General features: G+C 37.8%; 24 protein-coding genes and 1 pseudogene. 9 read left to right on the top strand and 16 right to left on the bottom strand.

Annotated elements, in window-relative coordinates:
• From C0430_RS08135 to gdhA, 4 genes are all read right to left on the bottom strand, one after another.
• Positions 1–587, bottom strand: a 587-nt coding sequence (locus C0430_RS08135) for a class I tRNA ligase family protein (RefSeq protein ID WP_290867909.1), incomplete at its 3' end; no start/stop codon positions are given.
• A 223-nt stretch (positions 588–810) separates the two neighbouring features.
• Entirely contained in the window at positions 811–1,524 is a 714-nt protein-coding gene (gene recO / locus C0430_RS08140; RefSeq protein WP_290867912.1) for a DNA repair protein RecO, read from the bottom strand.
• A gap of 29 nt (positions 1,525–1,553) precedes the next feature.
• Positions 1,554–3,842 carry a T9SS type A sorting domain-containing protein gene (locus C0430_RS08145; protein WP_290867915.1) on the bottom strand — a complete coding sequence of 763 codons (2,289 nt, stop codon included), beginning with the start codon at positions 3,840–3,842 and terminating at the stop codon, positions 1,554–1,556.
• 136 nt (positions 3,843–3,978) lie between these two features.
• A complete protein-coding gene (gdhA, locus tag C0430_RS08150) occupies positions 3,979–5,322 on the bottom strand; it encodes an NADP-specific glutamate dehydrogenase (RefSeq protein WP_290867918.1) in 1,344 nt (447 codons plus the stop codon).
• 330 nt (positions 5,323–5,652) lie between these two features.
• Here gdhA and C0430_RS08155 point away from each other — a divergent pair, with 330 nt between their 5' ends.
• Positions 5,653–6,456 (top strand): glutamate dehydrogenase, encoded by an 804-nt coding sequence (locus C0430_RS08155; RefSeq protein WP_290867921.1) that lies wholly within the window; start codon positions 5,653–5,655, stop codon positions 6,454–6,456.
• Positions 6,457–6,538: 82 nt separating this feature from the next.
• On the opposite strand, the gene C0430_RS08160 is transcribed toward C0430_RS08155, so the two are convergent.
• Together C0430_RS08160 and C0430_RS08165 are read right to left on the bottom strand one after the other, a co-directional pair.
• Positions 6,539–7,684: a cystathionine gamma-synthase gene (locus tag C0430_RS08160; RefSeq protein WP_290867924.1), complete on the bottom strand. Its 1,146-nt coding sequence runs from the start codon at positions 7,682–7,684 to the stop codon at positions 6,539–6,541.
• 101 nt (positions 7,685–7,785) lie between these two features.
• Positions 7,786–8,241: a DinB family protein gene (locus tag C0430_RS08165; protein ID WP_290867927.1), complete on the bottom strand. Its 456-nt coding sequence runs from the start codon at positions 8,239–8,241 to the stop codon at positions 7,786–7,788.
• A gap of 101 nt (positions 8,242–8,342) precedes the next feature.
• On the opposite strand from C0430_RS08165, the gene C0430_RS08170 reads away from it, so the two are divergent.
• The 7 genes from C0430_RS08170 (at position 8,343) to C0430_RS08200 (ending at position 14,358) form a co-directional block, all read left to right on the top strand.
• Positions 8,343–8,693 carry an arsenate reductase family protein gene (locus tag C0430_RS08170; RefSeq protein WP_290867930.1) on the top strand — a complete coding sequence of 117 codons (351 nt, stop codon included), beginning with the start codon at positions 8,343–8,345 and terminating at the stop codon, positions 8,691–8,693.
• Entirely contained in the window at positions 8,693–9,589 is an 897-nt protein-coding gene (locus tag C0430_RS08175) for a DMT family transporter (RefSeq protein ID WP_290867933.1), read from the top strand. The genes C0430_RS08170 and C0430_RS08175 overlap by 1 nt, the downstream gene beginning before the upstream one ends.
• A gap of 101 nt (positions 9,590–9,690) precedes the next feature.
• On the top strand, positions 9,691–10,551 hold the full coding sequence (locus C0430_RS08180; protein WP_290867936.1) for a YicC/YloC family endoribonuclease: 861 nt from the start codon (positions 9,691–9,693) through the stop codon (positions 10,549–10,551).
• A gap of 53 nt (positions 10,552–10,604) precedes the next feature.
• A complete protein-coding gene (gene gmk / locus C0430_RS08185) occupies positions 10,605–11,183 on the top strand; it encodes a guanylate kinase (RefSeq protein WP_290867939.1) in 579 nt (192 codons plus the stop codon).
• Positions 11,184–11,274: 91 nt separating this feature from the next.
• The gene (gene nadD, locus C0430_RS08190) at positions 11,275–11,856 is read left to right on the top strand and encodes a nicotinate (nicotinamide) nucleotide adenylyltransferase (protein WP_290867942.1); all 582 of its coding nucleotides are present in this window, start codon (positions 11,275–11,277) and stop codon (positions 11,854–11,856) included.
• Between the two features lie 67 nt (positions 11,857–11,923).
• Positions 11,924–13,087 carry an iron-containing alcohol dehydrogenase gene (locus tag C0430_RS08195; RefSeq protein ID WP_290867945.1) on the top strand — a complete coding sequence of 388 codons (1,164 nt, stop codon included), beginning with the start codon at positions 11,924–11,926 and terminating at the stop codon, positions 13,085–13,087.
• Positions 13,088–13,362: 275 nt separating this feature from the next.
• The gene (locus tag C0430_RS08200) at positions 13,363–14,358 is read left to right on the top strand and encodes an NAD(P)H-dependent glycerol-3-phosphate dehydrogenase (RefSeq protein ID WP_290867948.1); all 996 of its coding nucleotides are present in this window, start codon (positions 13,363–13,365) and stop codon (positions 14,356–14,358) included.
• A gap of 79 nt (positions 14,359–14,437) precedes the next feature.
• Here the strand turns inward: C0430_RS08200 and C0430_RS08205 are convergent, their stop codons facing one another.
• The 3 genes from C0430_RS08205 to C0430_RS08215 form a co-directional block, all read right to left on the bottom strand.
• The gene (locus tag C0430_RS08205; protein WP_290867951.1) at positions 14,438–14,845 is read right to left on the bottom strand and encodes a hypothetical protein; all 408 of its coding nucleotides are present in this window, start codon (positions 14,843–14,845) and stop codon (positions 14,438–14,440) included.
• Between the two features lie 98 nt (positions 14,846–14,943).
• Positions 14,944–15,963 carry a phenylalanine--tRNA ligase subunit alpha gene (locus C0430_RS08210; protein WP_290867955.1) on the bottom strand — a complete coding sequence of 340 codons (1,020 nt, stop codon included), beginning with the start codon at positions 15,961–15,963 and terminating at the stop codon, positions 14,944–14,946.
• A gap of 111 nt (positions 15,964–16,074) precedes the next feature.
• The gene (locus C0430_RS08215; RefSeq protein ID WP_290867958.1) at positions 16,075–16,431 is read right to left on the bottom strand and encodes a hypothetical protein; all 357 of its coding nucleotides are present in this window, start codon (positions 16,429–16,431) and stop codon (positions 16,075–16,077) included.
• 177 nt (positions 16,432–16,608) lie between these two features.
• On the opposite strand from C0430_RS08215, the gene C0430_RS08220 reads away from it, so the two are divergent.
• Positions 16,609–17,121 (top strand): CvpA family protein, encoded by a 513-nt coding sequence (locus tag C0430_RS08220; protein ID WP_290867961.1) that lies wholly within the window; start codon positions 16,609–16,611, stop codon positions 17,119–17,121.
• Positions 17,122–17,159: 38 nt separating this feature from the next.
• Here C0430_RS08220 and C0430_RS08225 read toward each other — a convergent pair whose 3' ends face one another.
• The 7 genes and pseudogenes from C0430_RS08225 to C0430_RS08255 all read right to left on the bottom strand — a co-directional run.
• Positions 17,160–17,903 carry a tetratricopeptide repeat protein gene (locus C0430_RS08225; RefSeq protein WP_290867964.1) on the bottom strand — a complete coding sequence of 248 codons (744 nt, stop codon included), beginning with the start codon at positions 17,901–17,903 and terminating at the stop codon, positions 17,160–17,162.
• Between the two features lie 93 nt (positions 17,904–17,996).
• Positions 17,997–19,754: a BatD family protein gene (locus C0430_RS08230; RefSeq protein WP_290867967.1), complete on the bottom strand. Its 1,758-nt coding sequence runs from the start codon at positions 19,752–19,754 to the stop codon at positions 17,997–17,999.
• Positions 19,755–19,774: 20 nt separating this feature from the next.
• Positions 19,775–20,515, bottom strand: a complete 741-nt coding sequence (locus C0430_RS08235; RefSeq protein WP_290867970.1) for a tetratricopeptide repeat protein — start codon at positions 20,513–20,515, stop codon at positions 19,775–19,777.
• Entirely contained in the window at positions 20,515–21,549 is a 1,035-nt protein-coding gene (locus tag C0430_RS08240) for a VWA domain-containing protein (RefSeq protein WP_290867973.1), read from the bottom strand. The genes C0430_RS08235 and C0430_RS08240 overlap by 1 nt, the downstream gene beginning before the upstream one ends.
• 53 nt (positions 21,550–21,602) lie before the next feature.
• Positions 21,603–22,604 (bottom strand): VWA domain-containing protein, encoded by a 1,002-nt coding sequence (locus C0430_RS08245; protein ID WP_290867975.1) that lies wholly within the window; start codon positions 22,602–22,604, stop codon positions 21,603–21,605.
• Positions 22,604–24,265 (bottom strand): hypothetical protein, encoded by a 1,662-nt coding sequence (locus tag C0430_RS08250; RefSeq protein ID WP_290867978.1) that lies wholly within the window; start codon positions 24,263–24,265, stop codon positions 22,604–22,606. The genes C0430_RS08245 and C0430_RS08250 overlap by 1 nt, the downstream gene beginning before the upstream one ends.
• Before the next feature lie 49 nt (positions 24,266–24,314).
• Positions 24,315–24,561: pseudogene (locus C0430_RS08255) on the bottom strand (DUF58 domain-containing protein); the annotation flags it as partial.

Raw genomic sequence — 24,561 nt, forward strand, 5'->3', positions numbered from 1 at the left:
ACTTCGTGCGAAGACAATCCTGTTCCTGCTTTTGGAGAATACGGCTGAATGGTGTAGCCTTTGTACATCAAATCCTTGTTGTAGATTTGTTTCAAAATCCACCAAACGGTTTCCATATACTTGGATTTGTAGGTCACATACGGATCTTCCATATCTACCCAATAACCCATTTTTTCGGTCAGGTCGTTCCACACGTCAGTGTAACGCATTACCGTTTTTTTACAAGCTTCGTTGTATTCGGCTACGGAAATGGTTTTTCCAATGTCTTCTTTGGTAATTCCTAATGAGGCTTCGGTACCTAATTCCACAGGCAAACCATGGGTATCCCAGCCTGCTTTACGCTTAACCTGAAATCCTTTTTGAGTTTTATAACGGCAAAATATATCTTTAATCGCACGTGCCATCACGTGATGAATTCCCGGCAATCCATTGGCTGAAGGCGGTCCTTCAAAAAATACGAATGGGGCATTGCCTTCGCGAGTGGTTACACTCTTCTCGAATATGTTTTCTTTTTTCCAAAAATCAAGTACTTCTGATGCCACTGTAGGCAGGTTAAGTCCTTTGTATTCAGTAAATTTTGTGCTCATTTTATCCTTTTCTTTAATCGCGGTGCGAAAGTAAGAAATAGTTATGAATTATGTGTTATTAGTGACGAGTTTTTGTTCACCATAAAGACGCAAAATCAATGTAATTTTGATTGCAGATTTTTGATTAACGATTCTTGATTTCAGATATGCGAATTCCTGAAAAAATGAATTTTATTTACTAACCCAAAATCTGAAATCAAAAATCAATTAACCAATCATGATTTCAAGAAAAAACTGCCGCCAAAACTTCTAAAGATTTTGGTTTTCGGAAACCATCAAGATGAAAAGCATAATAGTCAATCAGGATTTTCAATACAATTTGTCTTTCGATGACGTGAAAGGTTTTCTGGTCATTTTCGAATTTCAAAGAAATGAGTTTTTTGAAAAGATTGGTTTCGTGTTCGGTCAATGAACCTATACCGTGAAATGGAGTAAAAACGCCTTCGTTTGCATTGAAAAAAGGGAATTCCATTTCGGAAACATCGGGATAAAAACCGAGATATTTCGTTATTTCCAACATTAAAATCAGGTGAAAATTGGCGGTTTCTTGATGATTGTCGAGCCAATGTAAAGCGGCTTCCAAAAAGACAAAAAGAGGCTCGTTTTTCTCTTCTTCATGGATGGAATGGTGCAAAATTTCGGAAATAAACATTACAATCGTGCTCTTGAAAATATCCGAATGTATGGTTTGAAATGGTGTCGCGATTTTGATTTCCTTGAAGTTTTCCAACGTTCCTTTGTTTTTGTGAACGGCTTCGATTTCGAGAATGGTCAACGGCTGGAAATAAGCAATTTTTTGGTTTGATTTTCGGGAAGAAAAAGCATCGCGAACAAAATAAGTTTTTAATCCGTTAGATTCCGTAAAGCATTTTACGATCAAGCTTTTCTCTTGGTATTTTAGCGAAGAAATGACGATGGCTTTGGTTTTTACCAACATTGGTATTAGAAGTTTTTCGAAATTGGAATTTACCTGATAATCATTACTTTTTTAACTTTGGTTTCTATACCATCTTCTGCGGAAATAAAAATCATGTATACGCCCGAAGCCACTTTGTATTTACCAAAAGCAGTGGTATCCCATTCTATTGTTCCGCCTTCGGAAGTGGTTTCGTAAACCAAATTCCCTTCAATATCGGTAATTTTCACGGTGGCTTTGTTTAATAATCCAGCAATTTTTACGGTTCCTTCAAATTCTGGACGCACCGGATTTGGATAGACATACACGTTATTTAAATCTTCGTTGGCGGCTGTTGCAGTTCCTTTGAAAGATATCAACCCTTTTGTGGTAGCAATAAAAACCTCCCCTGTGACACTATTTATATCAATGTCATTTATAATATTGCTTGGTAACGGCGAATTATTTGCAGTGAAATGATATTTGGTTTCCTGCCCGTTAGACGAAAGTAAAAACACGCCTGAATCAGCAGTTCCAACCCATTTGTTATTTGCTCCATCCACTACAATATCGGTAATAAATTGTTCGTAAAGCAATTCTTGGGCAAGTCCCTCTTCCAAAATAATTATGGGATTTGTCGTCATTTGGTCTTCGGTTAGAAAACTGCCTGTGTTGGGCAATATTCTCAGTCCTTTTGTGGTTCCTATCCAAAGTTGGTTTCTGTTATCCACCGCAATTGCCCTGACATCAGTTGTCGGCAAATTTCCTTTGTCTGAACCAAATGTTATTTTTTTAAATTTATTGATGGATTCGTTATAACTTATCAAACCATCGGTATTGGTACACCACCATTTGGTGTTGTTTTTGTCAATTATCAGTCGCCCCATACTGGCATCAATAGTTCTGTCCAGAATTCCATCTAATGAAAAACTTTGCCATTGTCCGTCAGCTTTCAAAACTTTTAGTCCTTTTTGAATGAGGCTATTGTTCAACCAAAGATTTCCAGATTTATCGAATGCGGTTCCATTTATCCTGACATCAATGTAAGTTAGACCAAGAAAAGTTATGGATTCCAATCCACTGTTGGTTTGATTGTATAATATTTTTGGCACGTCATTTTCAATTTTTAGCAAACCCGAAAAATAAGAACTGGCAAAAACTTCGTTCTCGTTATTGGGATTGACGGTGATTCTGGATATTGATTTGGCTCCAAACACTTTTTCGTAAGGAATATTCAACCACCCTGCTGCAGTATATTTACTGATACCATAACTATCTAAAGGATATGGATTATAACTTCCTGAATAATCTCCATACACTGCCCAAAGTGAATTTGTCGTGACTTGCATTGCAAAAACATTGTTTTTGGAGGGGCCAATAGGAGTGTTGTTTTCAAAAACCGAATTGACAGAAATGGTAGTTGACATCAATCCATTTTCTTTTGTACCAATATATACGACATCATTTATGGTTGTGGCACATGTAAAACGGACATTGCTACCTGTGATCTGGTTGCTGTTTATTTGACGGACAAGCATCATTTGGTTATTGTAAAAATAAACGCTGTTTGCAGTGGCAACAACAAGATAATTATCGGTTTTCCTCATATCGACAGCCGCTGAAGGAAGTGCTGAATATCCCATGAAAGAATTAGACACAGCATTGTATTTATGTATATAACCAGTAGTGTTAACGGCAATTAATTCCGTGCCAAAAGCCTCTACACTTGACCAACTTCCCGAAGCAGTTATTGTCCATTGATTGAAATCAATCAGGTTTTTACTGGTAATATCCGCTCTTCTGACACCGTCAATTGTAGCTGCATAAATATTGCCATTAAACACGGTTGTTTGCGCAACACTGATTTCGGCACCATTATTCCCGATAAAATAAGTGTCACCAAACAACATTGTAGCCAAATTGAACTGAACAATTCCAAAATCACAAGAAACATAAACAATCCCTTCGTGTTCCATAAAGTGATTGATTTTTTTAATGTTGGATGGAAGTTGTTTGTTGATGATGTCAACGATGTTTAACATGCTGCCATCGGCTTCGTTGATGGCAATCATCAATCCGTTTTCATAGCCAACAAGCGTTTTATTGGATGTTTTGCTGTGATACAATGCCGTAATGGTTTCTCCCGAAAGTCCATCGATGGTATTGGTAGTTTTTAGCTGGCTTGTGGTCGTGTTTTTGGAAAACAAGGCGTTTTCCGAAGCAGCAAAAATTGTAGTTGGCGACTCCGATAAATCTTTAATTTCGTTATAAGAAAAATACCCTTGCCACAACAAGTTGTTTTGGGCAAAACTCACTTGCATGACAATCAAAAGCACAAAATATAGCAGCCTTTTTTTCATTATTTGCATAATATTTGGTTCACAAATATACTACAAACGAAAGTAATGGGATTTTGTTTTATTCAAAAAAAAAGCCTTCCATCCAATCCAGAAATATCGGATTGAAAGAAGGCCTTTTATATTTATTAAAAAAGAGTTACACTACACCTTGGGCAAGCATGGCATCGGCGACTTTTACAAATCCGGCGATATTCGCCCCTTTTACGTAGTTGACATAACCGTCGTTTTCGGCTCCGTATTTTTTACATTGGTTGTGAATTCCAATCATGATGTCTTTTAATCTCTCGTCTACTTCTTCGCTAGTCCAGTTTAGACGGATGGAGTTTTGTGTCATCTCTAATCCGGAAGCAGCAACACCACCAGCATTGGCCGCTTTTCCTGGAGCATAAAGAACTTTACTGTTCAAGAATAATTTAATGGCATCCAATGTACAAGGCATATTAGCCGCTTCGGTTACACAAGTGACTCCGTTTGCAATTAACATCTTTGCATCATCTTCATTTAATTCATTTTGTGTGGCACAAGGAATGGCGATATCCACCTTTACTTCCCATACGCTTTTCCCTTTATGGAAAACTGCATTTGGGTATTTCTCTAGATACATTTCGGCTCTGTTATCTCCTCTAGCTCTCATTTCAAGCATAAATTCAATTTTATCCCCAGAAATTCCTTCTGCGTCATATATATACCCATCTGGTCCTGAAAGTGTTAGTACTTTTCCACCCAATTCATTTATTTTTAAAGCCACTCCCCAAGCTACATTCCCAAATCCAGAAATGGCAACTGTTTTTCCTTTTATTTCTTGACCAATGGTTCTAAGCATTTGTTCCGTGAAATAAACCACTCCGTATCCTGTTGCTTCCGGTCTTATCAAAGAACCTCCGTAAGCAATACCTTTTCCGGTTAATACTCCCGTGAATTCATTTCTAATTCTTTTGTATTGACCAAACAAATAACCTATTTCTCTGGCTCCCACACCTATATCACCAGCAGGAACATCAAGATCTGGACCAATATGTCGGCATAATTCCGTCATGAAAGATTGGCAAAAACGCATTACTTCGGCATCTGATTTACCTTGGGGATCAAAATCTGAACCTCCTTTTCCGCCTCCCATTGGAAGTGTTGTCAAACTATTCTTGAATACTTGCTCAAAAGCAAGGAATTTAAGCACGGACAAGTTAACCGTATGATGAAAACGAATTCCTCCTTTATAAGGACCAATCGCTGAATTCATCTGGATTCTGAACCCTCTGTTAACTTGAATTTCTCCAGCATCATCAACCCAAGGAACTCTAAATATTATAGATCTTTCAGGTTCTGCGATTCTAAGGAGCAAATTCTTGCCATCATATTTTTTTCGCTCTGCGATAAAAGGGATAACAGTTTCAGCAAATTCTCTAACAGCTTGGATAAACTCAGGCTCATTTGGATTTTTTGACTCCACTTGAGCCATAAATTGATTTATTTTGTGTTCCATTTCGAAATAAATTATTCAAACAGGGTTAATACTAGTACTTTACTTAACCGAAATAATTCTTTTTAAGAAAACGATTTCGTAAACATGTACAAATATACATTTTATAAGATTATTGATATATGTTTTTTGATTTTCTTAACCAATTTGAATGCTTTTTATAAAAGCCCAAACGATTTTATTTAAAACCAATAGTATTATTGTAAAAATACAAAAAACCTTATGTTTTTTTTATATAATATCCATAAAAATTGACGTTTATATTTATTTGTTTGTTTAATATTCCTAATGCTTGTTGTTTTTATATATTTGTAAAAAAGTAATTCGTTTTAAATGACGTCAAAAACTATTATATTTTTCTGTGTTCTCCTTTTTGGAATTTCCAACACAGCCAATGCCCAATATGGATTTTCTCATGAAATTGGCGTCATTGCAGGGCCCGTGGCATTTCAATCGGATTTTGGAGAAAGATATGATTTATCTACAAACGCAGGCAATACGGGATATGGAATTGGCATCATTCACTACTTAAATTTTTCCTACACGGCCGAATGTAACTGCTTTACTCCTGAAACCTATTTTAACGACCACTTCAAATTAAGAAGCGAATTGTCTCATAATAAAACAGAGTTGGATCATTTTGGACAATGGGTAGAAGGTAAAAGTTCGCTTGGCAAGGAGCAATTAAGAGCCATGAATGGAAACGCAACCGTGACCAATATAGGAATGCAATTAGAATTTTTCCCGTGGAGTATTCGTGACTTTAGCGCAACAATAGAAAGTTGGGGTCCTTTTATAAGTCTTGGAGCGCAATTCAGTTTTTATAATGCCGAAGTTTCTTCCACAATGGGACCGTTGGGAACTCCTTTGACTACTTTTCCTAAATATTTAGTGCCTACAGATGATCGACCTTATGGATATTCGACTGAAGCAGGTTCTGTCTGGTCAGTGGTTTCAAGTGTAGGAACCCGTTATAAACTGGCTCCATTGTCTGACTTGATGGTAGATTTAAGATTGCAATATTATTTTTCAGACTGGGTAGATGGTTTAAAGCCAAATCCAAATCTTTACAAAGAAAACAAAGCTAACGACTGGTTGGTTTGGTTCAATGTGGGCTATATTTATTACTTGCAATAGTAGAAAAACAAATACTCATAAAAAAGGAAATCCCGGTTCTGAAAATTAGAATCGGGATTTCCTTTTTATATAATTTTAGGTTTTATTCCAAGGCCTGCTTCAAGTCTTCGATTAAATCTTCCGCATCTTCGATGCCAACGCTCAACCGAACCAAGTCATCCGTGATTCCAACTTCTTTTCGTTTATCTTCCGGAATCGAAGCATGTGTCATCAAAGCTGGATGGTTTGCCAATGATTCTACTCCTCCCAATGATTCTGCCAAAGTGAATACTTTCAATTTTTCCAAAAAACGCATGGAATCCTCTTTTTGGCCCGAAACAAATGTAAAAGAAACCATTCCGCCAAAACCACTCATCTGTTTTTTGGCAATTTCGTGATACGGATGGCTTGCCAATCCTGGATAATAAACTGTTTTTATTTTGGGATGTTGGCTTAAAAAAGCAACCACTTTTTCTCCGTTTTCACAATGTCTTTGCACTCTTAAATGCAAGGTTTTTATCCCTCTCAAAACCAAGAAACTATCCATTGGGCCCAATGTTGCGCCAGTGGCAAATTGTTGAAAATGCAATTGTTCGCCCAAAGCTTGATCTTTTACAATCAAGGCGCCGGCAATAACATCAGAATGTCCACCAAGATATTTCGTGGCCGAATGCATCACGATATCAGCACCCATATCCAAAGGTTTCTGTAAATATGGAGTTGCAAAAGTGTTGTCGACTGCAAAAAGGATGTTTTTTAGTTTAGTGATTTTGGCAATTTCCTGAATGTCCGCTAATTTCATCAACGGATTTGTTGGTGTTTCAACCCAAACTAATTTGGTGTTTTCATTTATTAAAGAATGGAATTTCTCCAAATCGTTCATGTCCACAAAATGGAATTTTATTCCCGAATCTTTATAAATACGCGTAAACATTCTATACGTTCCGCCGTATAAATCATCCATCGCGATGATTTCGTCACCTGCTTTAAAAGAACGCAAAATACAATCCGTGGCCGCCAATCCTGACGAAAAAGCCAAGGCACGCGTTCCATTTTCGATGCTTGCCAATGCATTTTCCAATGCAGTTCTTGTAGGATTTGAAGCTCTACTGTATTCGTAATCCGGATTTATTGGCTTTCCTGGACTTGTTTGTGCAAATGTCGAAGTCTGGTAAACCGGCGGCATTACCGCTCCAGTGCTCGGATCGTGGTGTTGTCCGCCGTGTATGGTTTTAGTGTTGAATTTCATTTGGACTGTTTTTTTACAAAGATAATTTAGTTTATGCCGACATTTCAAAGTTCTTTATAAAGTTTCCCGCCTTCGAAAAGCAGAAAGCTTCTTGACCATGATTACAAAAACTTTCTCAAGCTCATCATAATCCCAATGTGAAGCCCTTCGTGAAAATTGTTGAAATTCATTGCTCCTTCGGCACTTGTCAAAACAAAACCTGTTGAAGTGGGATATTCGTTATAGTTTTCGAAAATTCCATTGGTATAATCCTCCTTGGTTTTTTCGATGGTCGAGAACAACAAGGACTTGATTTCGTCCACTTCGGCTTGGGTGGCATCTTGTTCCGGCTTGGTTCCTTTTTTGTATTTTTCGATCATTTCTTCCGAAACCATCACCGGCAGTCCAGAAAGTTTGTACACCAACAATTGTTGCGTCACAATAACGTGGGCAGCGTTCCATATCAAATTATTGCTGAATCCATCCGGAATTTTGTTGAGTTGTTCCAAAGTGAAATTTTCCAAAATTTTGGAAATCATGTTTCTGCTTGTTGTATTCACGTTGAGTGTCTGATTCATCTCTTGCATTTTATTGTTTTTCAAATTTTCGATAAAAATAATCATTTTCCGTTTCAAATGAATTTTCTTTGCACAAAGAAATTGTCCTTACCACTACCATTATGAACAAAATATACTATCTCGCTTCCTGCGATACCTGTCGAAAAATCATCAAATCCTTGCCACAAAACCATAATTTGACCTTTCACGACATCAAACAAGACCCGATTACCGTCGAAGAATTGGAAGAAATGCACCGACTTTCGGGCAGTTACGAAGCCCTTTTCAGTAAAAAAGCACAACTTTATAAATCGATGGATTTGAAGAATAAATCCTTGACCGAAGCCGATTTCAAAAAATACATTCTGGAACATTATACTTTTTTGAGTCGTCCGGTTTTTATTATTGACGGCAAAATTTACATTGGCAACAGCCAGCAAAACATGCTTCAAGTAATGAAAGCTTTGGGCTAATGTCAAAGAGAACGCTTGCCCTCATTGGCGCCACCATCGTTTCCATCATATACGGCGTGACTTTTACGATTGCCAAAGACGTGATGCCAAAATATGTTGATGCTTACGGGTTCATCTTAATGCGCGTGGGCGGTTCCACAATTTTGTTTTGGCTGGTTTGGCTTTTTACCCGAATGCCAGAAAAAGTACGAAACGAGAGAATTGACCGCGAAGATTTTCCCCGAATTATTTGGGCAGCATTTTTTGGCGTGGCTTTAAATATGCTTTCTTTCTTCAAAGGCTTGAGTCTTACTTCTCCTATTTCGGCATCGGTAATAATGGTTTCGACACCAATGATCGTGCTGGTACTTTCGGCCATTATCATCAAGGAACGAATGCTGAAACGAATGGTTTTTGGGATTATTTTGGGTTTGAAAGGCACCGCTTTTCTTATTCTTTACGGAAAATCCGTGGGAAATGCCACCAATGCCAGTTTAGGAAATTTTCTGGTTTTCGTCAATGCAACTTCGTACGGTTTATACTTGGTGATGGTCAAGAAATTGATGGATAAATACAATGCTTTTACTTTTGTAAAATGGATTTATTTGATTGGTTTTGTCATGGTTTTACCTTTTGGTTGGGGTGAATTTGAAGCAGTAAATTGGGCCCTGATGCCAACGGATATGTATTGGAAAATAGGATTCGTGGTGGTTTTTTCGACCTTCTTGACCTACCTGTTAAATTTGCTTTCGATGCGAGAATTGAAACCAACCACTGTTGCTGTTTTCGTTTATTTGCAACCCGTTTTTGCAACCGTTTTTGCCATTAGCCTCGGAAAAGACGAACTGACTTTGGTCAAAATCGTTTCAGCTGTTTTGATATTTACGGGCGTATATTTGGTTACACAGAAGAAGTAGGCAGTATTCAGTTCCAATAATTTACTAAACTACATCACTGAACACTAAAAACTGACCTCTGACCACTTTTTTATTATCTTTGAACTCTTTTAGAAAATAATATGATACAATCAATGACTGGATTTGGCAAAGCAAGCTTGCAATTGCCAACCAAAAAAATAACGGTAGAGGTAAAATCCTTGAACAGCAAAGGCTTGGACTTGAGCGTGAGAATGCCTTCTGCTTACCGCGAAATGGAATTGGGTTTACGCAACCAAATCGCCTTGAAACTCGAACGAGGAAAAGTGGATTTCTCCATTTTTATCGAAAGTACCGCCGAGCAAACTTCCACGAAAGTGAACGTGCCGATTGTGAAGGCTTATATCAATCAGTTGCGAGAAGTGTATCCCGCTGCCGACGAAACGGAATTGATGAAAATGGCCATCAGAATGCCCGATACTTTAAAAACAGAAAGAGAAGAAATAGACGAAAACGACTGGATCGAAATTCAAAAAGTTATCTCGGAAGCTTTGGATTACATTGCCAATTTCCGAAAAGATGAAGGTGCTTCATTGGAAAAAGAATTCCAGTTGCGCATCGGAAATATTCGTCAATACATGAACGATGCTTTGGCTCTTGATCCAGAACGCGTTCAGGCTATAAAAGACCGTTTGCAAACTGCAATTTCTGAGTTAAAAGTCAATGTAGATGAAAATCGTTTCGAGCAAGAATTGATTTATTACCTTGAAAAATTAGATATTACCGAAGAAAAAGTGCGTTTGACCAATCACCTGGATTATTTCCTAGAAACCATCAACGGAACGGAAGCCAACGGTAGAAAATTAGGTTTCATTACCCAAGAAATGGGACGTGAAATCAACACGATGGGTTCAAAATCCAATCACGCCCAAATGCAAAAATTGGTCGTGATGATGAAGGACGAATTGGAAAAAATCAAGGAACAGGTTTTGAATGTGCTTTAAAAAATTGATTGCAGATTGTTGATTAACAATTTATGATTTCAGATTAAAAAAAAATGAAAAAAGGAAAATTAATAGTGTTTTCGGCGCCATCGGGTTCAGGGAAAACCACCATCGTTAGGCATTTATTGGGGAAAGAAGACTTGAATTTGGAGTTTTCCATTTCGGCAGCAACGCGGGAACCTCGTGGCGAAGAAGTAAGCGGAAAAGATTATTATTTCATGTCGCTAAAAGATTTCAAAACCCACATCAAAAACGAAGACTTCGTGGAATGGGAAGAAGTGTACAGGGATAATTTCTACGGCACTTTGAAAAGTGAAGTCGAACGCATTTGGGCATTGGGGAAAAACGTGATTTTCGACATTGACGTTGCCGGAGGTTTGCGCATCAAACATAAATTCCCGGAAGAAACCTTGGCCGTTTTCGTGAAACCACCCAGCGTGGACGAACTCAAAAGAAGACTCAAGGAACGCTCCACCGAAAGTGATGACAAAATCAACATGCGTATTGCAAAAGCGTCCGTGGAACTGGCAACCGCTCCACAATTTGATGTAGTCATCAAAAACTACGATTTGAACATTGCATTGGAAGAAGCGTATCAATTGGTAAAGGATTTTGTGAATGAAAAAATCTAAAAAAAGAAAAAATCCAAACAATCTAAAAAATGATTGTGGTTTTTACTTTTTTTAAATTTTTCAATTTTTTGGATTTTTTTAGATAAATAAAATGAAAATTGGTCTCTATTTCGGAACATTCAACCCCATCCATATTGGGCACTTGATTATTGCCAACCACTTGGCGGAATATTCCAGTTTAGACCAAATTTGGATGGTCGTGACGCCACACAATCCGTTGAAAAACAAACCCACTTTGCTCGACGATTACCAACGACTGCAATTGGTTTTCTTGGCCACGGAAGATTATCCAAAAATCAAACCTTCGGATATGGAATTCAAGTTGCCACAGCCCAATTATACCGTGAATACCTTGGTCCATTTGCAGGAAAAATATCCGCAACATATTTTTTCATTGATTATGGGGGAAGACAATTTGAAATCTTTGCATAAATGGAAAAACCACGAGATAATTTTGCAAAACCACGAAATTTATGTGTATCCGAGAATTTCATCGGAAGCGGAAAATTCCATCTATAAAAACCATCCCAAGATTCACCTCATCGATGCGCCAATTGTAGAAATATCCTCAACATTTATTCGGGAAAACATCAAAAACAAGAAGAATGTTCGGCCGCTTTTGCCTTCAAAAGTATTGGAATACATTGACCACAATAATTTATACAAGAAATAAACTTAACATTCCTTTACAAGTTGTTTCGACAAGGGTTTAGTAACTTTGTTTCCTAAAATAAATTACCATGAACAACTTTGAATTATACAATCCTACCAATCTCGTTTTTGGAAAAGGACAAATAGAAAAATTATCTGCACTTGTCCCAAAAAACGCTAAAATTCTACTTGCCTATGGCGGTGGAAGTATTTTTAAAAATGGAATTTACGAGCAAGTAAAAACGGCATTATCTGGTTTTGAAGTAATTGAATTCGGCGGCATTGAAGCCAATCCTCGTTTTGAAACCTTGATGAAAGCCGTTGCGATTATTCGGGAACAAAAAATTAATTTTATCCTTGCCGTTGGGGGAGGAAGCGTGATTGACGGCGTAAAATTTATGTCGGCGGCAGCCCTTTTCGAAGGAAATCCGATAGACATTCTCCAAAAAAGAATTCTGTTTAGAGATGTTTCCAAGGTAGTCCCTTTTGGAACTGTTTTGACTTTGCCGGCAACGGGAAGCGAGATGAATTCCGGTTCCGTGGTTACGATTGAAGCCACACAGGAAAAACTTGATTTTGGTGGTTCCGCCTTGTTTCCTGAATTTTCCATTTGTGATCCAACCGTGATTGCTTCCTTGCCAAAAAGACAGTTGCAAAATGGTGTTGTTGATGCATATACTCACGTTTTGGAACAATATTTAACCTATCCGCATGATGGCTATCTTCAAGACCGAATCGCAGAAAGTATTTTGCAAACCTTGATTCAAGTTGGCCCAGAAGTGGTTGAAAATCCAACAAATTATGCTTTGGCTTCCAATTTTATGTGGAGTTGCACAATGGCTTTGAACGGATTGATTCAAAAAGGCGTTCCTTCCGACTGGGCAACACACATGATTGGCCACGAATTGACTGCCTTGTACGGAATTGATCACGCCAGAAGTTTGGCCATCATTGGCCCTAATTTATATCGAGTGCTGTTTGAAACCAAAAAAGGGAAATTGGCACAATACGGGAAACGTATTTTTAATTTAACGGGAAGCGAAGATGAAATTGCCGCTGAAGCCATAAACAAAACCGTTGCCTTTTTTCACACAATGGGAATGCAAACTAAATTATCCGAATGTACTGATGATTATGCAAAAACTGCCGATTTCATTGTCAATCGTTTTAAAGAAAGAGGTTGGAATGCATTGGGAGAAAAACAAAATATTACTTTAGAAAAAGTAAAATCAATAGTGGAAATGAGTTATTAGAAAACAAAAAAGGCGTTCCTAAACTACCTTTAAGCGCGCCTTTTTCAAAATACTAAAACAAAACTAACTAATTCAAAACCCTAAATAATTTATTAAAAACCAATTAACAATAAATCATAACGCATAAACACTATTTATTATTGTGTAAAAAAATAATATTTTTTTACTTTTTTTTCTAACCCTTCTTTTTTGCTGCTTTTAAATTCCATTTCTATGGTTTATTTATTGCTTTATAAGTATATTTTTAAGTACTTTTGATTAAATTTAATAAAAAAATGGCCGGAAATTTAAAATTTGCAGTGATTGGTGGCGGAAGTTGGGCTACTGCCATTGCTAAAATGCTCTGTGTAAATCTAAAAGAAATTGCTTGGTACATGCGTAATGAAGATGCCATCGTACACATAAAAACACATCATCACAATCCTAATTACCTGAGTTCCGTTGAATTTGACGTTAAAAAACTAAAATTGACCAGCGATATTAACGAAGCTATCGCTTATGCCGATTATATTATTTTTGCCATCCCTTCCGCTTTTTTGAGTGGTGAATTAAGTAAACTAACCGAAAGTTTGGAAGGCAAAGTTGTCTTCTCGGCCATCAAAGGAATAGTTCCAGAAACAAGCCTGATTGTTGGCGAACATTTTAATAAAACTTACGGCATTCCCTTTGAAAACATTGGCGTAATTACAGGTCCTTGCCATGCCGAAGAAGTCGCTTTGGAACGGTTGTCTTATTTAACCATTGCTTGTGGCGATGCCGGAAAAGCAAAAATCGTGGCCAAGCGTTTGTCCAGTGATTATATCAAAACCAAGATTTCTGACGATATTATTGGAACAGAATATGCAGCAATGCTCAAGAATATTTATGCCATTGCGGCAGGAATCGCCCACGGATTGGGTTATGGCGACAATTTCCAGTCGGTGTTGATGAGTAACGGAATTCGTGAGATGAAAAAATTCATCAAGAAAGTCCACAAAATGAAGCGAAACATCAATGATTCGGCTTATTTGGGGGATTTATTGGTAACGGGATATTCCATTTTTTCCAGAAACAGGATGTTCGGAAACATGATTGGAAAAGGTTACACCGTAAAATCAGCCCAAATGGAAATGAGCATGGTGGCCGAAGGGTATTATGCCACCAAAAGTGCCTACAACCTCAACCAAGGTTATGGAGCCAAAACACCAATCATCGATGCGGTTTACAGCGTTTTATACGAAGGAAAATCAGCGAAAAAAGTGTTTGAAAAACTGACCGAGAAACTGGATTAGTGTTTCAGACTATAAAAGCAAAAAAGGCAGCATTTCAATTGAGAATGCTGCCTTTTTTTTGTATTTGTTGATTTATAAACTATCTAACAATAACGCCATCCACAAACAAAAGCGGTACTTCCTCCACATAATCCGGCGTGATGGAATTGGCCTTGAAAATGAATTTTCGGTCATATAAAGTGTTGCCAATAAAGAATGTGACCATAAACTCGTTGTTGAGTGCCAAAACACTTTTTTCGACCATTTCGACTTTTACGAATGTCACCGCAGGCACTTCCATAAAAGCGTGACGCAAGAGCGATGTTTTTTTCATTTCGCCATCAATGGTTCCGAAAGCTTTGGAAACCACCATTACACTGTCGAGATTGAAATCGCTGTCGTTTACCAAATAGATGTACCAAACTTTTCCCATAAAATCGTCGCTCCATTCCTGGACGGCGGCAAGGAAAACATTTTCTACTTCTGGAATGATGATGTCTTTTTTCATTTTGAGATGATTCGGATAGACGATGAGATAATAGACGGATAGATGATAGACTAAAGAGAGAATCTCTTATCTTTTAGTCTATCATCTATCTATCTTTTTTATATACTTGCCTTGAATTGCTCCAAGAAACGAACGTCATTTTCGTAGAACATTCGGATATCGCCAATTTGATACAGCAACATGGCAATTCTTTCGATTCCCATTCCAAAGGCAAAACCAGTGTATTCTTCCGGATTGATGTTACAATTTTTCAAAACATTGGGATCCACCATTCCACAACCACCAATTTCCAACCAACCGGTTCCTTTGGTAATTCTATAATCGGTTTCGGTTTTCAAACCCCAATAAATATCAATTTCGGCACTTGGCTCCGTGAAAGGAAAATAAGAAGGACGCAAACGGATTTTTGATTTTCCGAACATTTCTTTGGTAAAATAAAGCAGTGTTTGCTTCAAATCGGCAAAAGAAACGTCTTTGTCAATATACAATCCTTCGACTTGGTGGAAAATACAGTGTGAACGCGACGAAACGGCTTCGTTACGGAAAACTCTTCCCGGAGAAATGGTTCGAATAGGCGGTTTGTTGTTTTCCATATAACGCACTTGCACCGATGAAGTGTGGGTGCGCAACAAAATATCGGGATTGGTCTGGATGAAAAAAGTATCCTGCATGTCGCGCGCCGGATGGTATTCCGGCAAGTTTAATGCGGTAAAATTATGCCAATCGTCCTCGATTTCCGGACCTTCGGAAACGTTGAAACCTACATTGGAAAAGATGTCGATAATTTGGTTTTTGACCAAGGATATTGGGTGACGAGAACCGATAATCACTGGCTCGGCAGAACGGGTCAAGTCGCCATAAATTCCTTTGCTTTCCTCTTTGCTTTCCAAAGATTCCTGTATGGATTTCACTTTTTCCTCGGCAGAAGATTTCAGCAAGTTGATTACTTGTCCAAATTCCTTTTTCTGGTCGTTGGGCACGTTCTTGAATTCGGCAAAAAACTCTTTCAAAAGTCCTTTACTTCCCAGAAATTTAATTCTAAATGCTTCTAGTTCTTCTTTGTTTTGTGTTGAAAAAGCCTGTGCTTCGCCAATATATTCTTTTATCTTGTCTATCATTTTCATCCAATAATTGAGAGTGCAAATTTAGGTAAAAGTTGGAAGTTAGAAGTTAGAAGTTGGAAGTTTTTCTAAAATTCTTGACTGATTACTGCGACTGAACACTGAACACTAGTCTATCAGTTCTTTTTCGATAAAATAATTCACGATGGCTTCTTTCATCAAAACCGATTGTTCGCCCGCTTTCAGAGGCGGTAGTTCTTCTTTTACTTTGTAATGCGGCCAACCTTCTTCGTCGAAAAATTCGAATTCATAAAATCCGTACGGTTCCAATAATCGGCAAATAGCGATGTGCATCAGGTTGAGTTTTTCGTCTTTTTCGAATGTTTGATGCACTTTCCCGAGTTCCTGAACACCAATCAAATAAATGATGGCATCCAAATCCAAATCCTCGCCTTGCGAAAATTGATTGGAAAGTATGTTGACTAGCTGTTCCCAGCGTTCCTTAAGTTGTATATCTCTTGACATTCCGATTTTAGATTTGCTGCGCCAGTTCGCTGACGCTCGTGTTAGATTGCAGATTTTAGATTGCAGATTACTGATTTTTTTAATTTAAAAATCTGAAATCGTAACTCTAAAATTGTTCGTGCAAAGATACCAACATAATTCTTTTATCTTTGCTCTTTATTCTTTTCTCTTTTTACTATGAGTTTTTTAGACATTGTTTTGGGCGGTTTGCTCGCATTTGGGTTGTATAAAGGCATTAGAAACGGCCTTTTTGTGGAAGTTGCTTCGTTGCTTTCCTTGTTGTTGGGCATTTATTTTGCGGTGAAATTTTCGATATTGACGGCAGAAATTATTTCGGGAATCGTGCATTGGAATCCCAAAACCATTCAGGTAACAGCTTTTATTTTGACCTTTATCTTGATTGTGGTCGGCATATCGTTATTGGCCAAATTCCTGACCGGAATAGCCGATTTTGCTCAACTAGGTTGGATTAATAAACTGGGCGGAGGTTTCTTCCGGGTTTTGAAAACGATATTGATTGTGAGTATCTTTCTAAACCTATTCGAAAAAGTAAACTTCAACAATTTTTTTGCCAAAAAAGAAACTTTGGACAAATCCATTTTCTATCGTCCCATCCAAAAAACTGCCGCATTCATTTATCCTTCGATTGAAAAATGGTATGATGATGTGAAGCACGAGATTAAACGTTAGAAGCTTTGAATAATCGGTGTTTTACTAAAAACTGAAACCTATTTCACTTCCTTGATTGCAGTTTTCTCAATCCATCCTTCGGTTCCATCGGTCAACTGGATTTTTCTCCAATTTTCCAAGGATTCCAAGACAAAGACTTTGGTTCCTTCGTGCAGTGTAAAAACAGTATTGCTGGCGTTTTGCGGCTCGCTTTTTACCAAAACCATTTCGGTAAAAACGATGGCTGGTTTTTCGCCATCATAATGATTTTTCTCTGAAATTGCAGCTGAAACACTGACCAAAAGCAGTACAATCAAGACAAACATTCCTATAAAAAATATTCTTTTTGACAAGGTAATTTGCGAAAAATAATAGCCTATAAAAAACACTAAAAACAGTGTTGAAAATCCCACTGAAATCCACGCCCAAGTATTGTAATGAAAAGTCGAGGTGAAGTCATGCACCATTTTTGAAAATCCAACCGTTGGTATTACTTTTATCTCGTCGATTTGTAATTTTTGGGCAAATTTAAGGTTGTTCTGTATTTCAGCATCGTCCGGATTGAGCACCAGTGCTTTTTCATAATTGTAAATTGCAGGAGCCACTTTATTCAATTTATAATAGCAATTGCCCAAATTAAAATACAATTCCGACGAATGTTGATTTGTTGTCAAAACACTTTCGTATTCGACAATTGCTTCTTCGTATCTCCCTTTTTGGTATAAGGCATTCCCTCTATCAAAGCCTGTTTGGGCAAAGGAAAACTGGGTTGTCAGCAATAGTATAAAAATTATCTTTTTCATTATTTATGTTTTTGGACACGGATGATACAGATTCGACGAATCGGAAACACTGATTATTACGGATTTTTAATCTGTTTCATCTGCGTACTGTTTTTAAGAAATCTGTTTTTCTAAATCCGAAATAATCTCGACCGCTTTGTCAAAATCTTGTTGAATGGTTGAACTCGAGGTCAACGCATAACGGGCCAATTCGCAATTTTCCGTCAGGTTGATGAAATCGATTATGGTTTGTGCATTTGCATTTTTGGAAGCCAACAATTGCTGAACGTTGTTTTTGCTCATATCCGATGTTTCGATGTGCAATTTGGCTTTCAAGAAATTGTGCATCGCTTTTTCCAACGCCACGTAAAATGCTTCTTTGTTATTGACTTGTTTTTTGGCTTCCGATAAATATTTCTTGGCCAATCGGTTGTTCATTTTGATTCGGTTTCCAAAAACGTCGCTGTCTACTGCTTCTTTTTTCTTTTTGAAAAAAACAATCAATGGCAAGATTAAAAAAGGCAAAAACAATAAGCCATAAAATAAATTAGACCCCAAGAAATCGTCTTTTTTAATCGACACTAGATTGCCGTTTAGTTTAATGTATTTGAATTGTTCCGTGCTGGAAATGGCGTTTTTGGTTACTTCAGGTGTCGTAGTCGTGGCTTGGTCATTGGCCGAAGGACCATCTAAAACGTTGATTATTATTTCTGGTGAAGTTATCGTTTTATAGGTTCTTGTTGCTAAATCAAAATAGGAAAACTTGATGGGTTTAATTGGATAATTCCCTTTGAATTGCGGAATAATGGCATAACTATCCGAGATTTTACCGGACATTCCCGCTAAAGTCGTATTCACTTTTTCGTTATGGACAGGATCGTACATTTCGAGTGAATTGGGAACTACCGGCTTTGGCAAATTAAATAATTTCATGTTTCCGCTTCCGGCAACACTAACCACTAAATCTAAACTTTCTCCGCTTTTCAAATTGGTTTTTGATGGCGTAACTTTAAAGTCAAATTTTCCTACAGCACCAGAAAAATCTTCCGGTTTTCCTGCCTCGGGAAGCGCTTTTACGGCTATAGTTTTGGCTCCTGCTGAAACTCTTTTATTGCCATTGGTAACCACTACCCGTCCGAACATGTCTCTACGGTTCGTAGGCAATTGCACGTCGATGTCCAATGACAAAGGTTCGATAACGAGTTTGCCTGATTTTTGTGGATACAACACTGTTTTTCTCAACACTACAAAACGGTATTTTTCACCTTTAAACATTCCTTCTTCACCAACCAATTGCTTGATGTCGATGTTTTGACTCCAAAAATCGTTGTATTTGGGTTTGTCTAATTCCCTCCAATTCGTGATACCAATATTATAACTGAAATACAGCTTGTAAACTACCGTAATGGGTTCATTGATGTATGGATTTGTTTTAGAAATATCTGCAACGAGATAAATATTGTCGTCGGCAGAAATCTGTGTGTCGTTCGGGTCTTTTGGTTGCTCGACAGCAGCGGTAACATTGATTTTTATGGGGTTGGTTTTATAAATTTGACCGTTATATTCTATGGTGGCTTGCCTGATGACCAAATTCCCTTTTTGCTGTGGCAAAAGATAATAAGAATAGGTTTTTTCGAAAGAACTTTTCCCGTTGATCCACGATTGGCTTACTTGTTGGCTTGGCCCTGCAATAATTCTGAATCCTTCAAAAGACGGCTGGTTGAAGTTGTCGCCGTCCATATTCATTACAAAATCGATGCGAAGTCTTTCGTTTAATCCAAGCGTGGTTTTGCTCACTTTTGCTTCAAATTGTACTTGAGCCAAAAGAGAATTACACGCTATTAAAACTATCGCTATTATAAATTTTTTCATCGTATTTTATTCTAGTTGAATTACCAATCTTTTTCGGTTTGAATTGGTTTTCCTTTTACTTTTTGGGCATTTACCTTGTCTTGAATCTTTTTCTCTTCGTTGTTTACGGCATCCAAAAGGTTTTCTAATCGCTGTTTGGAAATTCCGCCTGGCATTGGTTTGGGTTGACCTTGATCTCCTGGCTTGTCGTCTTTCTTGCCTTGATCGTCTTTTTTGTCTTTGTCGCCGTCCTTCTTTTTATCGTCTTTGTCTTTTCCGTCCTTTTTGTCGTCTTTCTTCTTGTCGTCTTTTTTCTTGTCGTCCTTTTTGTCTTTCTTGTCGTCTCCTTTGGGCGGATTTTCTTTTAGTTTTTGCTTCGCCAAAGCATAATTGTAACGCGTTTCTTCGTCAGTTGGATCATTTCTCAAGGCGTTTTTATACGCTTCCACGGCAGCGGAATAATTTTTTTCTTTCATCAAAACATTGCCCAAATTATGAAATACTTTGTGTTTTTGGGGTCTGGTTTTTATGTTTTCAATCGCTTTAGCATAAGCAAATTTGGCTTCTGCCATTTGGTTTTGTTTGTAAATGGAATTCCCTAAATTAAAAGGTGCCACGGTTCTTTTAGGAAATTTTGACCGTGAAATCCTGTAATTGGCTTCGGCCTCAACGAATTTCTTTTCGGAATATTCATCATTGGCTTTAGGCAAAGTTTTGTCCTTCTCTTGTGCCGAAACAGCAAAAGAAAACGACAGCAAAATATATAAAATATAATTTTTCATTATTTTTTTTCGTTAAATAAATTCAACTTTTCCAGCCATTTTGTTTTTCTTTCCAACAAGAAAACATCCAAAAACAACAAGGCAAAAGCAAAACCCAAAAACCATTGAAATTGCGATTGAAAATCGGCCATTTGCGTTGATTCAAATTCGGTTTTTTGAATATTGTCCAGGGCGTTTTTCACGTAATCAAGCACCGCCTTGGTATTGTTTCCGTCAACATAACCGCCTTTTGTGGTCTTGGCAATGGTTGTCAAGCCTTCCTTGTTTAGTTTTGTAATTACCACTTCGTTATTATTGTCTCTTTTAAAACTTTGGACAATTCCATTTACTCTCAACGGTATTGCGCTTCCTTTTTCGGTTCCAACGCCAATGGTAATAATTTTCATTCCCAGCTTGTTTGCCTCTTCAGCCGCTGATTCTGCTCCTTCTGAATGGTCTTCCCCATCCGAAATCATGATCAATAATTTGCTGGTTTTACTCTTTTCGTCAAAATAAGTCGCGGACAATTTGATGGCTTCATCCAATGAAGTTCCTTGCGACGAAACAATATCGGTGTTGATACTTTGCAAAAACATTTTGGCCACACTATAATCGGTCGTTATGGGCAACACTGGAAAAGCGCTTCCAGCATAAGCCACGATTCCTATTCGGTCATTCCCCAATTGATTGATGATTTGCGAAACGATTTGTTTACTTTTTTCCAATCGGCTGGGAGCCACGTCTTCGGCCAACATACTTTTGGAAACGTCCATGGCAAAAACAATGTCGATTCCTTCTCTTTTCACGGTTTCCATCTTGGTTCCAATTTTTGGATTGACCAATCCCAAAATGATTCCAACCAATGCCAACGACATTACGACCAATTTCAAAATAGGCTTGAAAACCGATTTTTCCGGGCTTAATTTTTTAACCAATTCCAAGTCCCCAAATTCGCGCTGTTTTTTTCTTTTCCAATATTGATTGTACAGAAAAAGCAGCACCAAAACAGGCACTATAAAAAGAAGATATAAATATTTTGACTCGTCTAATTCCATAATTATTAACCGCTAAGCTCGCAAAGTTTGCAAAACTTTCTATTTCGTGTTTTTTATATAAATGACCTATAAACCGTGTTTCGCAATCCAATTTCTACCAATAACAACAATCCCGCAATCCAAACAAAAGGCCTGAATTTTTCGTCGTAATCATAAAATTTCAACTCTTGGATTTCGGTGGTTTCCAGTTTGTTGATGGAAGCATAAATCTCGGCCAATTTGCTATTGCTGGTTGCCCTGAAATATTTTCCGTCGGTTTTTCTGGCTATATTTCTCAATAATTGTTCATCAATTTCCACTTTCATCATTTGGAACAAAATCTGTCCGTTTGGTGCCAAAGCATAAGGAGATTCAGCCATTCCATTTGTTCCCAATCCAATCGTGTATACTTTTATTCCGTATTGTTTCGCAATATCGGCGGCAGTTTCCGGTTCGATAAAACCGGCATTATTTACGCCATCCGTCAATAAAATTATCACTTTGCTTTTGGCTTTGCTGTCTTTCAATCTGTTTACGGCTGTCGCCAATCCCATTCCTATTCCTGTTCCGTCTTGCAAAACATTGTCGTATTTTATACCTTTTATGGCTTCCAAAATCACTGCTTTGTCGCTGGTTACCGGCGTTTTTGTATAGGCTTCGGATGCATAGACAACGAGTCCTATCCTGTCGTTGGGTCTTTCTTCCACGAAATCGGCGGCGACATCTTTGAGCGCTTCCATTCGGTTTGGTCTCAAATCCTTGGCGAGCATACTTCCTGAAACGTCCATTGCCATGACGATGTCAATTCCTCTGGTAGTCTTCGTTTGATTGCTGATATCGACTGTTCTTGGCCTTGCCATTGCAATAATCAAGGAGCTTAACGCCAATAATCGCAAGACATTCAAAACGGGTTTTAATCTTGTCAAAAGACTATTTGAACCTTTGAATCCTTGGGTCGAACTCATTTTCAACGTTGCCGACTGTTCGTTTCTTTTCCAAAATATCCAAGCTACAGCCATTGGAATCAAAAGAAACAACCAAAAAAATTCTGGGTTTAAAAAAGTTAGTTTTCCCATTATTGTTGTGCTTTTTGAAGTTCGACTGAGTTCAGGATTTTTTCCGAAATTTCATTGGCATATTTATCCCCTTCTTCATGAACGATAATAATTTGCTGCAATCCGCCTTCTTGACCAAAAATCAATGTTTCATAATACAATTTAGCACTACTCTGATTCTCGCCATCGATTTTTGAAAAAGTTCCATATCCCTTGATTCCTTTTATTCCTCCTTCATTGGTCTCAAATTCTTCTTGCTTGACAATCATGTTTTGTGCGCCTTGGGCTTCCAGCGCTTGCAAGGCCGAATCCAATGATTTTGCCAAATCAATTTGCGGTTGCTCTGCCTGTTCGCCAGCACTCGAGTCTTTTTTGTATTGCAAGGTCGAAACCATAATGTAAAAATTATCGGCTAAACTTCCATAAGTAAAGGATTGCATGTCTTTGATCAATGCCAGACCGTTTTTTGGAAGTACCTTGGTCAAATCTGTTCTTGTGAGCACTTTGGGTGTGTTCATTCTAATGCTTGGATTACCATATTCACTTGTTATCCATTCGCCTTCGAGCAATTCTTTGGATGGATGACCCAAGATATTGTCCACAACATAATCAAATCCTTTGGTGACAACAAAAAACGTGGTTACCGAAAAAAGCAACAGCAATACCGAAACGACGGTCGTGACAATGCGTTTTTTTCTTCGTTTTTCCAATTCTCTTTTCAATTGTTCCTGGCGCTGCATTTCGTTGAGCAACATTTCGTCTTCCGTTTCAACGATTACCGGAATGGCTTTGTCCAAGGTGACAATGGCTCTTTCAATTTTCTTGCGGTCTTCGGTAATCTCGAAATCCATTGGTTTTGACTTGGCAAATTTCACCAAATCGGCTTGTTTCAAAACCACGAACAAATTGTCGATGGTTTCCTTTGAAAGCTTCATTTTCTTTTTCTGCGAAGCGACTTTCAATCCTTCAATCAGTTCCGAAGTGGTGCTTTCCATTGCCGGAATTTCGATGGCTTCCTCAATGTAATTCCTGACGATATTCGTCAATTCACTATAATATTCCTTGACTTCACCGTGTTGCCAAAGTTCTTTTTTCTCCAAATTATTGAGCAAAGTGGTCGCTTTTTCAATTGGAGTTTTATAAATTTCTTCTTCAATTTTTGCTTTTTGACGTTTTTTAAGAAACCAATAAACAAAAGCTCCCAGACCAGCAATCAGCAGCAACCCCAAAAGATATTTCCACCAATCGCTCGATTCATTGGCAGGAACAATGTCCTTGATGTCGTACATTTTTTGTCTCAAGGTATCCACTTTAACATTAGCAACCTCAACTTTGATGGAATCCGACAAAAAAGCTTTGTTGTTTATCAAAATTTTGACACTCGGAATCGTGTATCTACCCGAATCGAATTGGGTCAAACCGTATTTTTTAACCAATTCGTATCGGTCATTTTTCTTGATGGTGTCAATGGGATACGACTGGATTACTTCGAGTGCGCCAAAATTTCTTAATTTCGGAAAAACCACTTTAGAGGCAGTGTCCACCGAAGTTTTAAACGTTAGCTTGAACTCGGCTCCAATCTTGTTTTTGGTGGTATCAATACTGGTTAGCACCTGTTTTTGTTGGGCAAAAACCGTGGCGGTAAACAGCAGCAGTACTAATGAATAAAGTTTAATTTTCATTTGTTTTTAATCTTAAACCCGTCAGGTTTTAAAACCTGACGGGTTTAGTTTAACGGGATTTAAAATACCCCAATAATTTGGTTACATAACTTTCGTCAACTCTAGTATTCACAACTCCAGCACCCGATTTACTGAACGTTTCCTTGAAATATTTCAGTTTGTCTTGATAGTATTTCTCATAATTGGTTCGTACCGTTTTTGAACCGGTATTAATCAATTGCGTTTCGCCAGTTTCGGCATCCAGCATGGAAACCATTCCTAGATTCGGCATTTTTTCTTCGCGAATGTCATACACT

Origin of the sequence: Flavobacterium sp. (assembly GCF_013823965.1) — a bacterium.
In the GTDB taxonomy this organism is placed as follows: domain Bacteria; phylum Bacteroidota; class Bacteroidia; order Flavobacteriales; family Flavobacteriaceae; genus Flavobacterium.

Coding starts and splice junctions, on each gene's coding strand:
- C0430_RS08225 (WP_290867964.1), bottom strand. CDS start 17,903: ATGAAAAAGATAATTTTTATACTATTGCTGACAACCCAGTTTTCCTTT.
- C0430_RS08170 (WP_290867930.1), top strand. CDS start 8,343: ATGAACAAAATATACTATCTCGCTTCCTGCGATACCTGTCGAAAAATC.
- C0430_RS08145 (WP_290867915.1), bottom strand. CDS start 3,842: ATGAAAAAAAGGCTGCTATATTTTGTGCTTTTGATTGTCATGCAAGTG.
- C0430_RS08155 (WP_290867921.1), top strand. CDS start 5,653: ATGACGTCAAAAACTATTATATTTTTCTGTGTTCTCCTTTTTGGAATT.
- recO (WP_290867912.1), bottom strand. CDS start 1,524: ATGTTGGTAAAAACCAAAGCCATCGTCATTTCTTCGCTAAAATACCAA.
- C0430_RS08195 (WP_290867945.1), top strand. CDS start 11,924: ATGAACAACTTTGAATTATACAATCCTACCAATCTCGTTTTTGGAAAA.
- C0430_RS08250 (WP_290867978.1), bottom strand. CDS start 24,265: ATGAAAATTAAACTTTATTCATTAGTACTGCTGCTGTTTACCGCCACG.
- gdhA (WP_290867918.1), bottom strand. CDS start 5,322: ATGGAACACAAAATAAATCAATTTATGGCTCAAGTGGAGTCAAAAAAT.
- C0430_RS08210 (WP_290867955.1), bottom strand. CDS start 15,963: ATGATAGACAAGATAAAAGAATATATTGGCGAAGCACAGGCTTTTTCA.
- C0430_RS08245 (WP_290867975.1), bottom strand. CDS start 22,604: ATGGGAAAACTAACTTTTTTAAACCCAGAATTTTTTTGGTTGTTTCTT.
- C0430_RS08215 (WP_290867958.1), bottom strand. CDS start 16,431: ATGTCAAGAGATATACAACTTAAGGAACGCTGGGAACAGCTAGTCAAC.
- C0430_RS08175 (WP_290867933.1), top strand. CDS start 8,693: ATGTCAAAGAGAACGCTTGCCCTCATTGGCGCCACCATCGTTTCCATC.
- C0430_RS08220 (WP_290867961.1), top strand. CDS start 16,609: ATGAGTTTTTTAGACATTGTTTTGGGCGGTTTGCTCGCATTTGGGTTG.
- C0430_RS08240 (WP_290867973.1), bottom strand. CDS start 21,549: ATGGAATTAGACGAGTCAAAATATTTATATCTTCTTTTTATAGTGCCT.
- C0430_RS08200 (WP_290867948.1), top strand. CDS start 13,363: ATGGCCGGAAATTTAAAATTTGCAGTGATTGGTGGCGGAAGTTGGGCT.
- C0430_RS08235 (WP_290867970.1), bottom strand. CDS start 20,515: ATGAAAAATTATATTTTATATATTTTGCTGTCGTTTTCTTTTGCTGTT.
- nadD (WP_290867942.1), top strand. CDS start 11,275: ATGAAAATTGGTCTCTATTTCGGAACATTCAACCCCATCCATATTGGG.
- C0430_RS08230 (WP_290867967.1), bottom strand. CDS start 19,754: ATGAAAAAATTTATAATAGCGATAGTTTTAATAGCGTGTAATTCTCTT.
- C0430_RS08205 (WP_290867951.1), bottom strand. CDS start 14,845: ATGAAAAAAGACATCATCATTCCAGAAGTAGAAAATGTTTTCCTTGCC.
- C0430_RS08165 (WP_290867927.1), bottom strand. CDS start 8,241: ATGAATCAGACACTCAACGTGAATACAACAAGCAGAAACATGATTTCC.
- C0430_RS08160 (WP_290867924.1), bottom strand. CDS start 7,684: ATGAAATTCAACACTAAAACCATACACGGCGGACAACACCACGATCCG.
- C0430_RS08180 (WP_290867936.1), top strand. CDS start 9,691: ATGATACAATCAATGACTGGATTTGGCAAAGCAAGCTTGCAATTGCCA.
- gmk (WP_290867939.1), top strand. CDS start 10,605: ATGAAAAAAGGAAAATTAATAGTGTTTTCGGCGCCATCGGGTTCAGGG.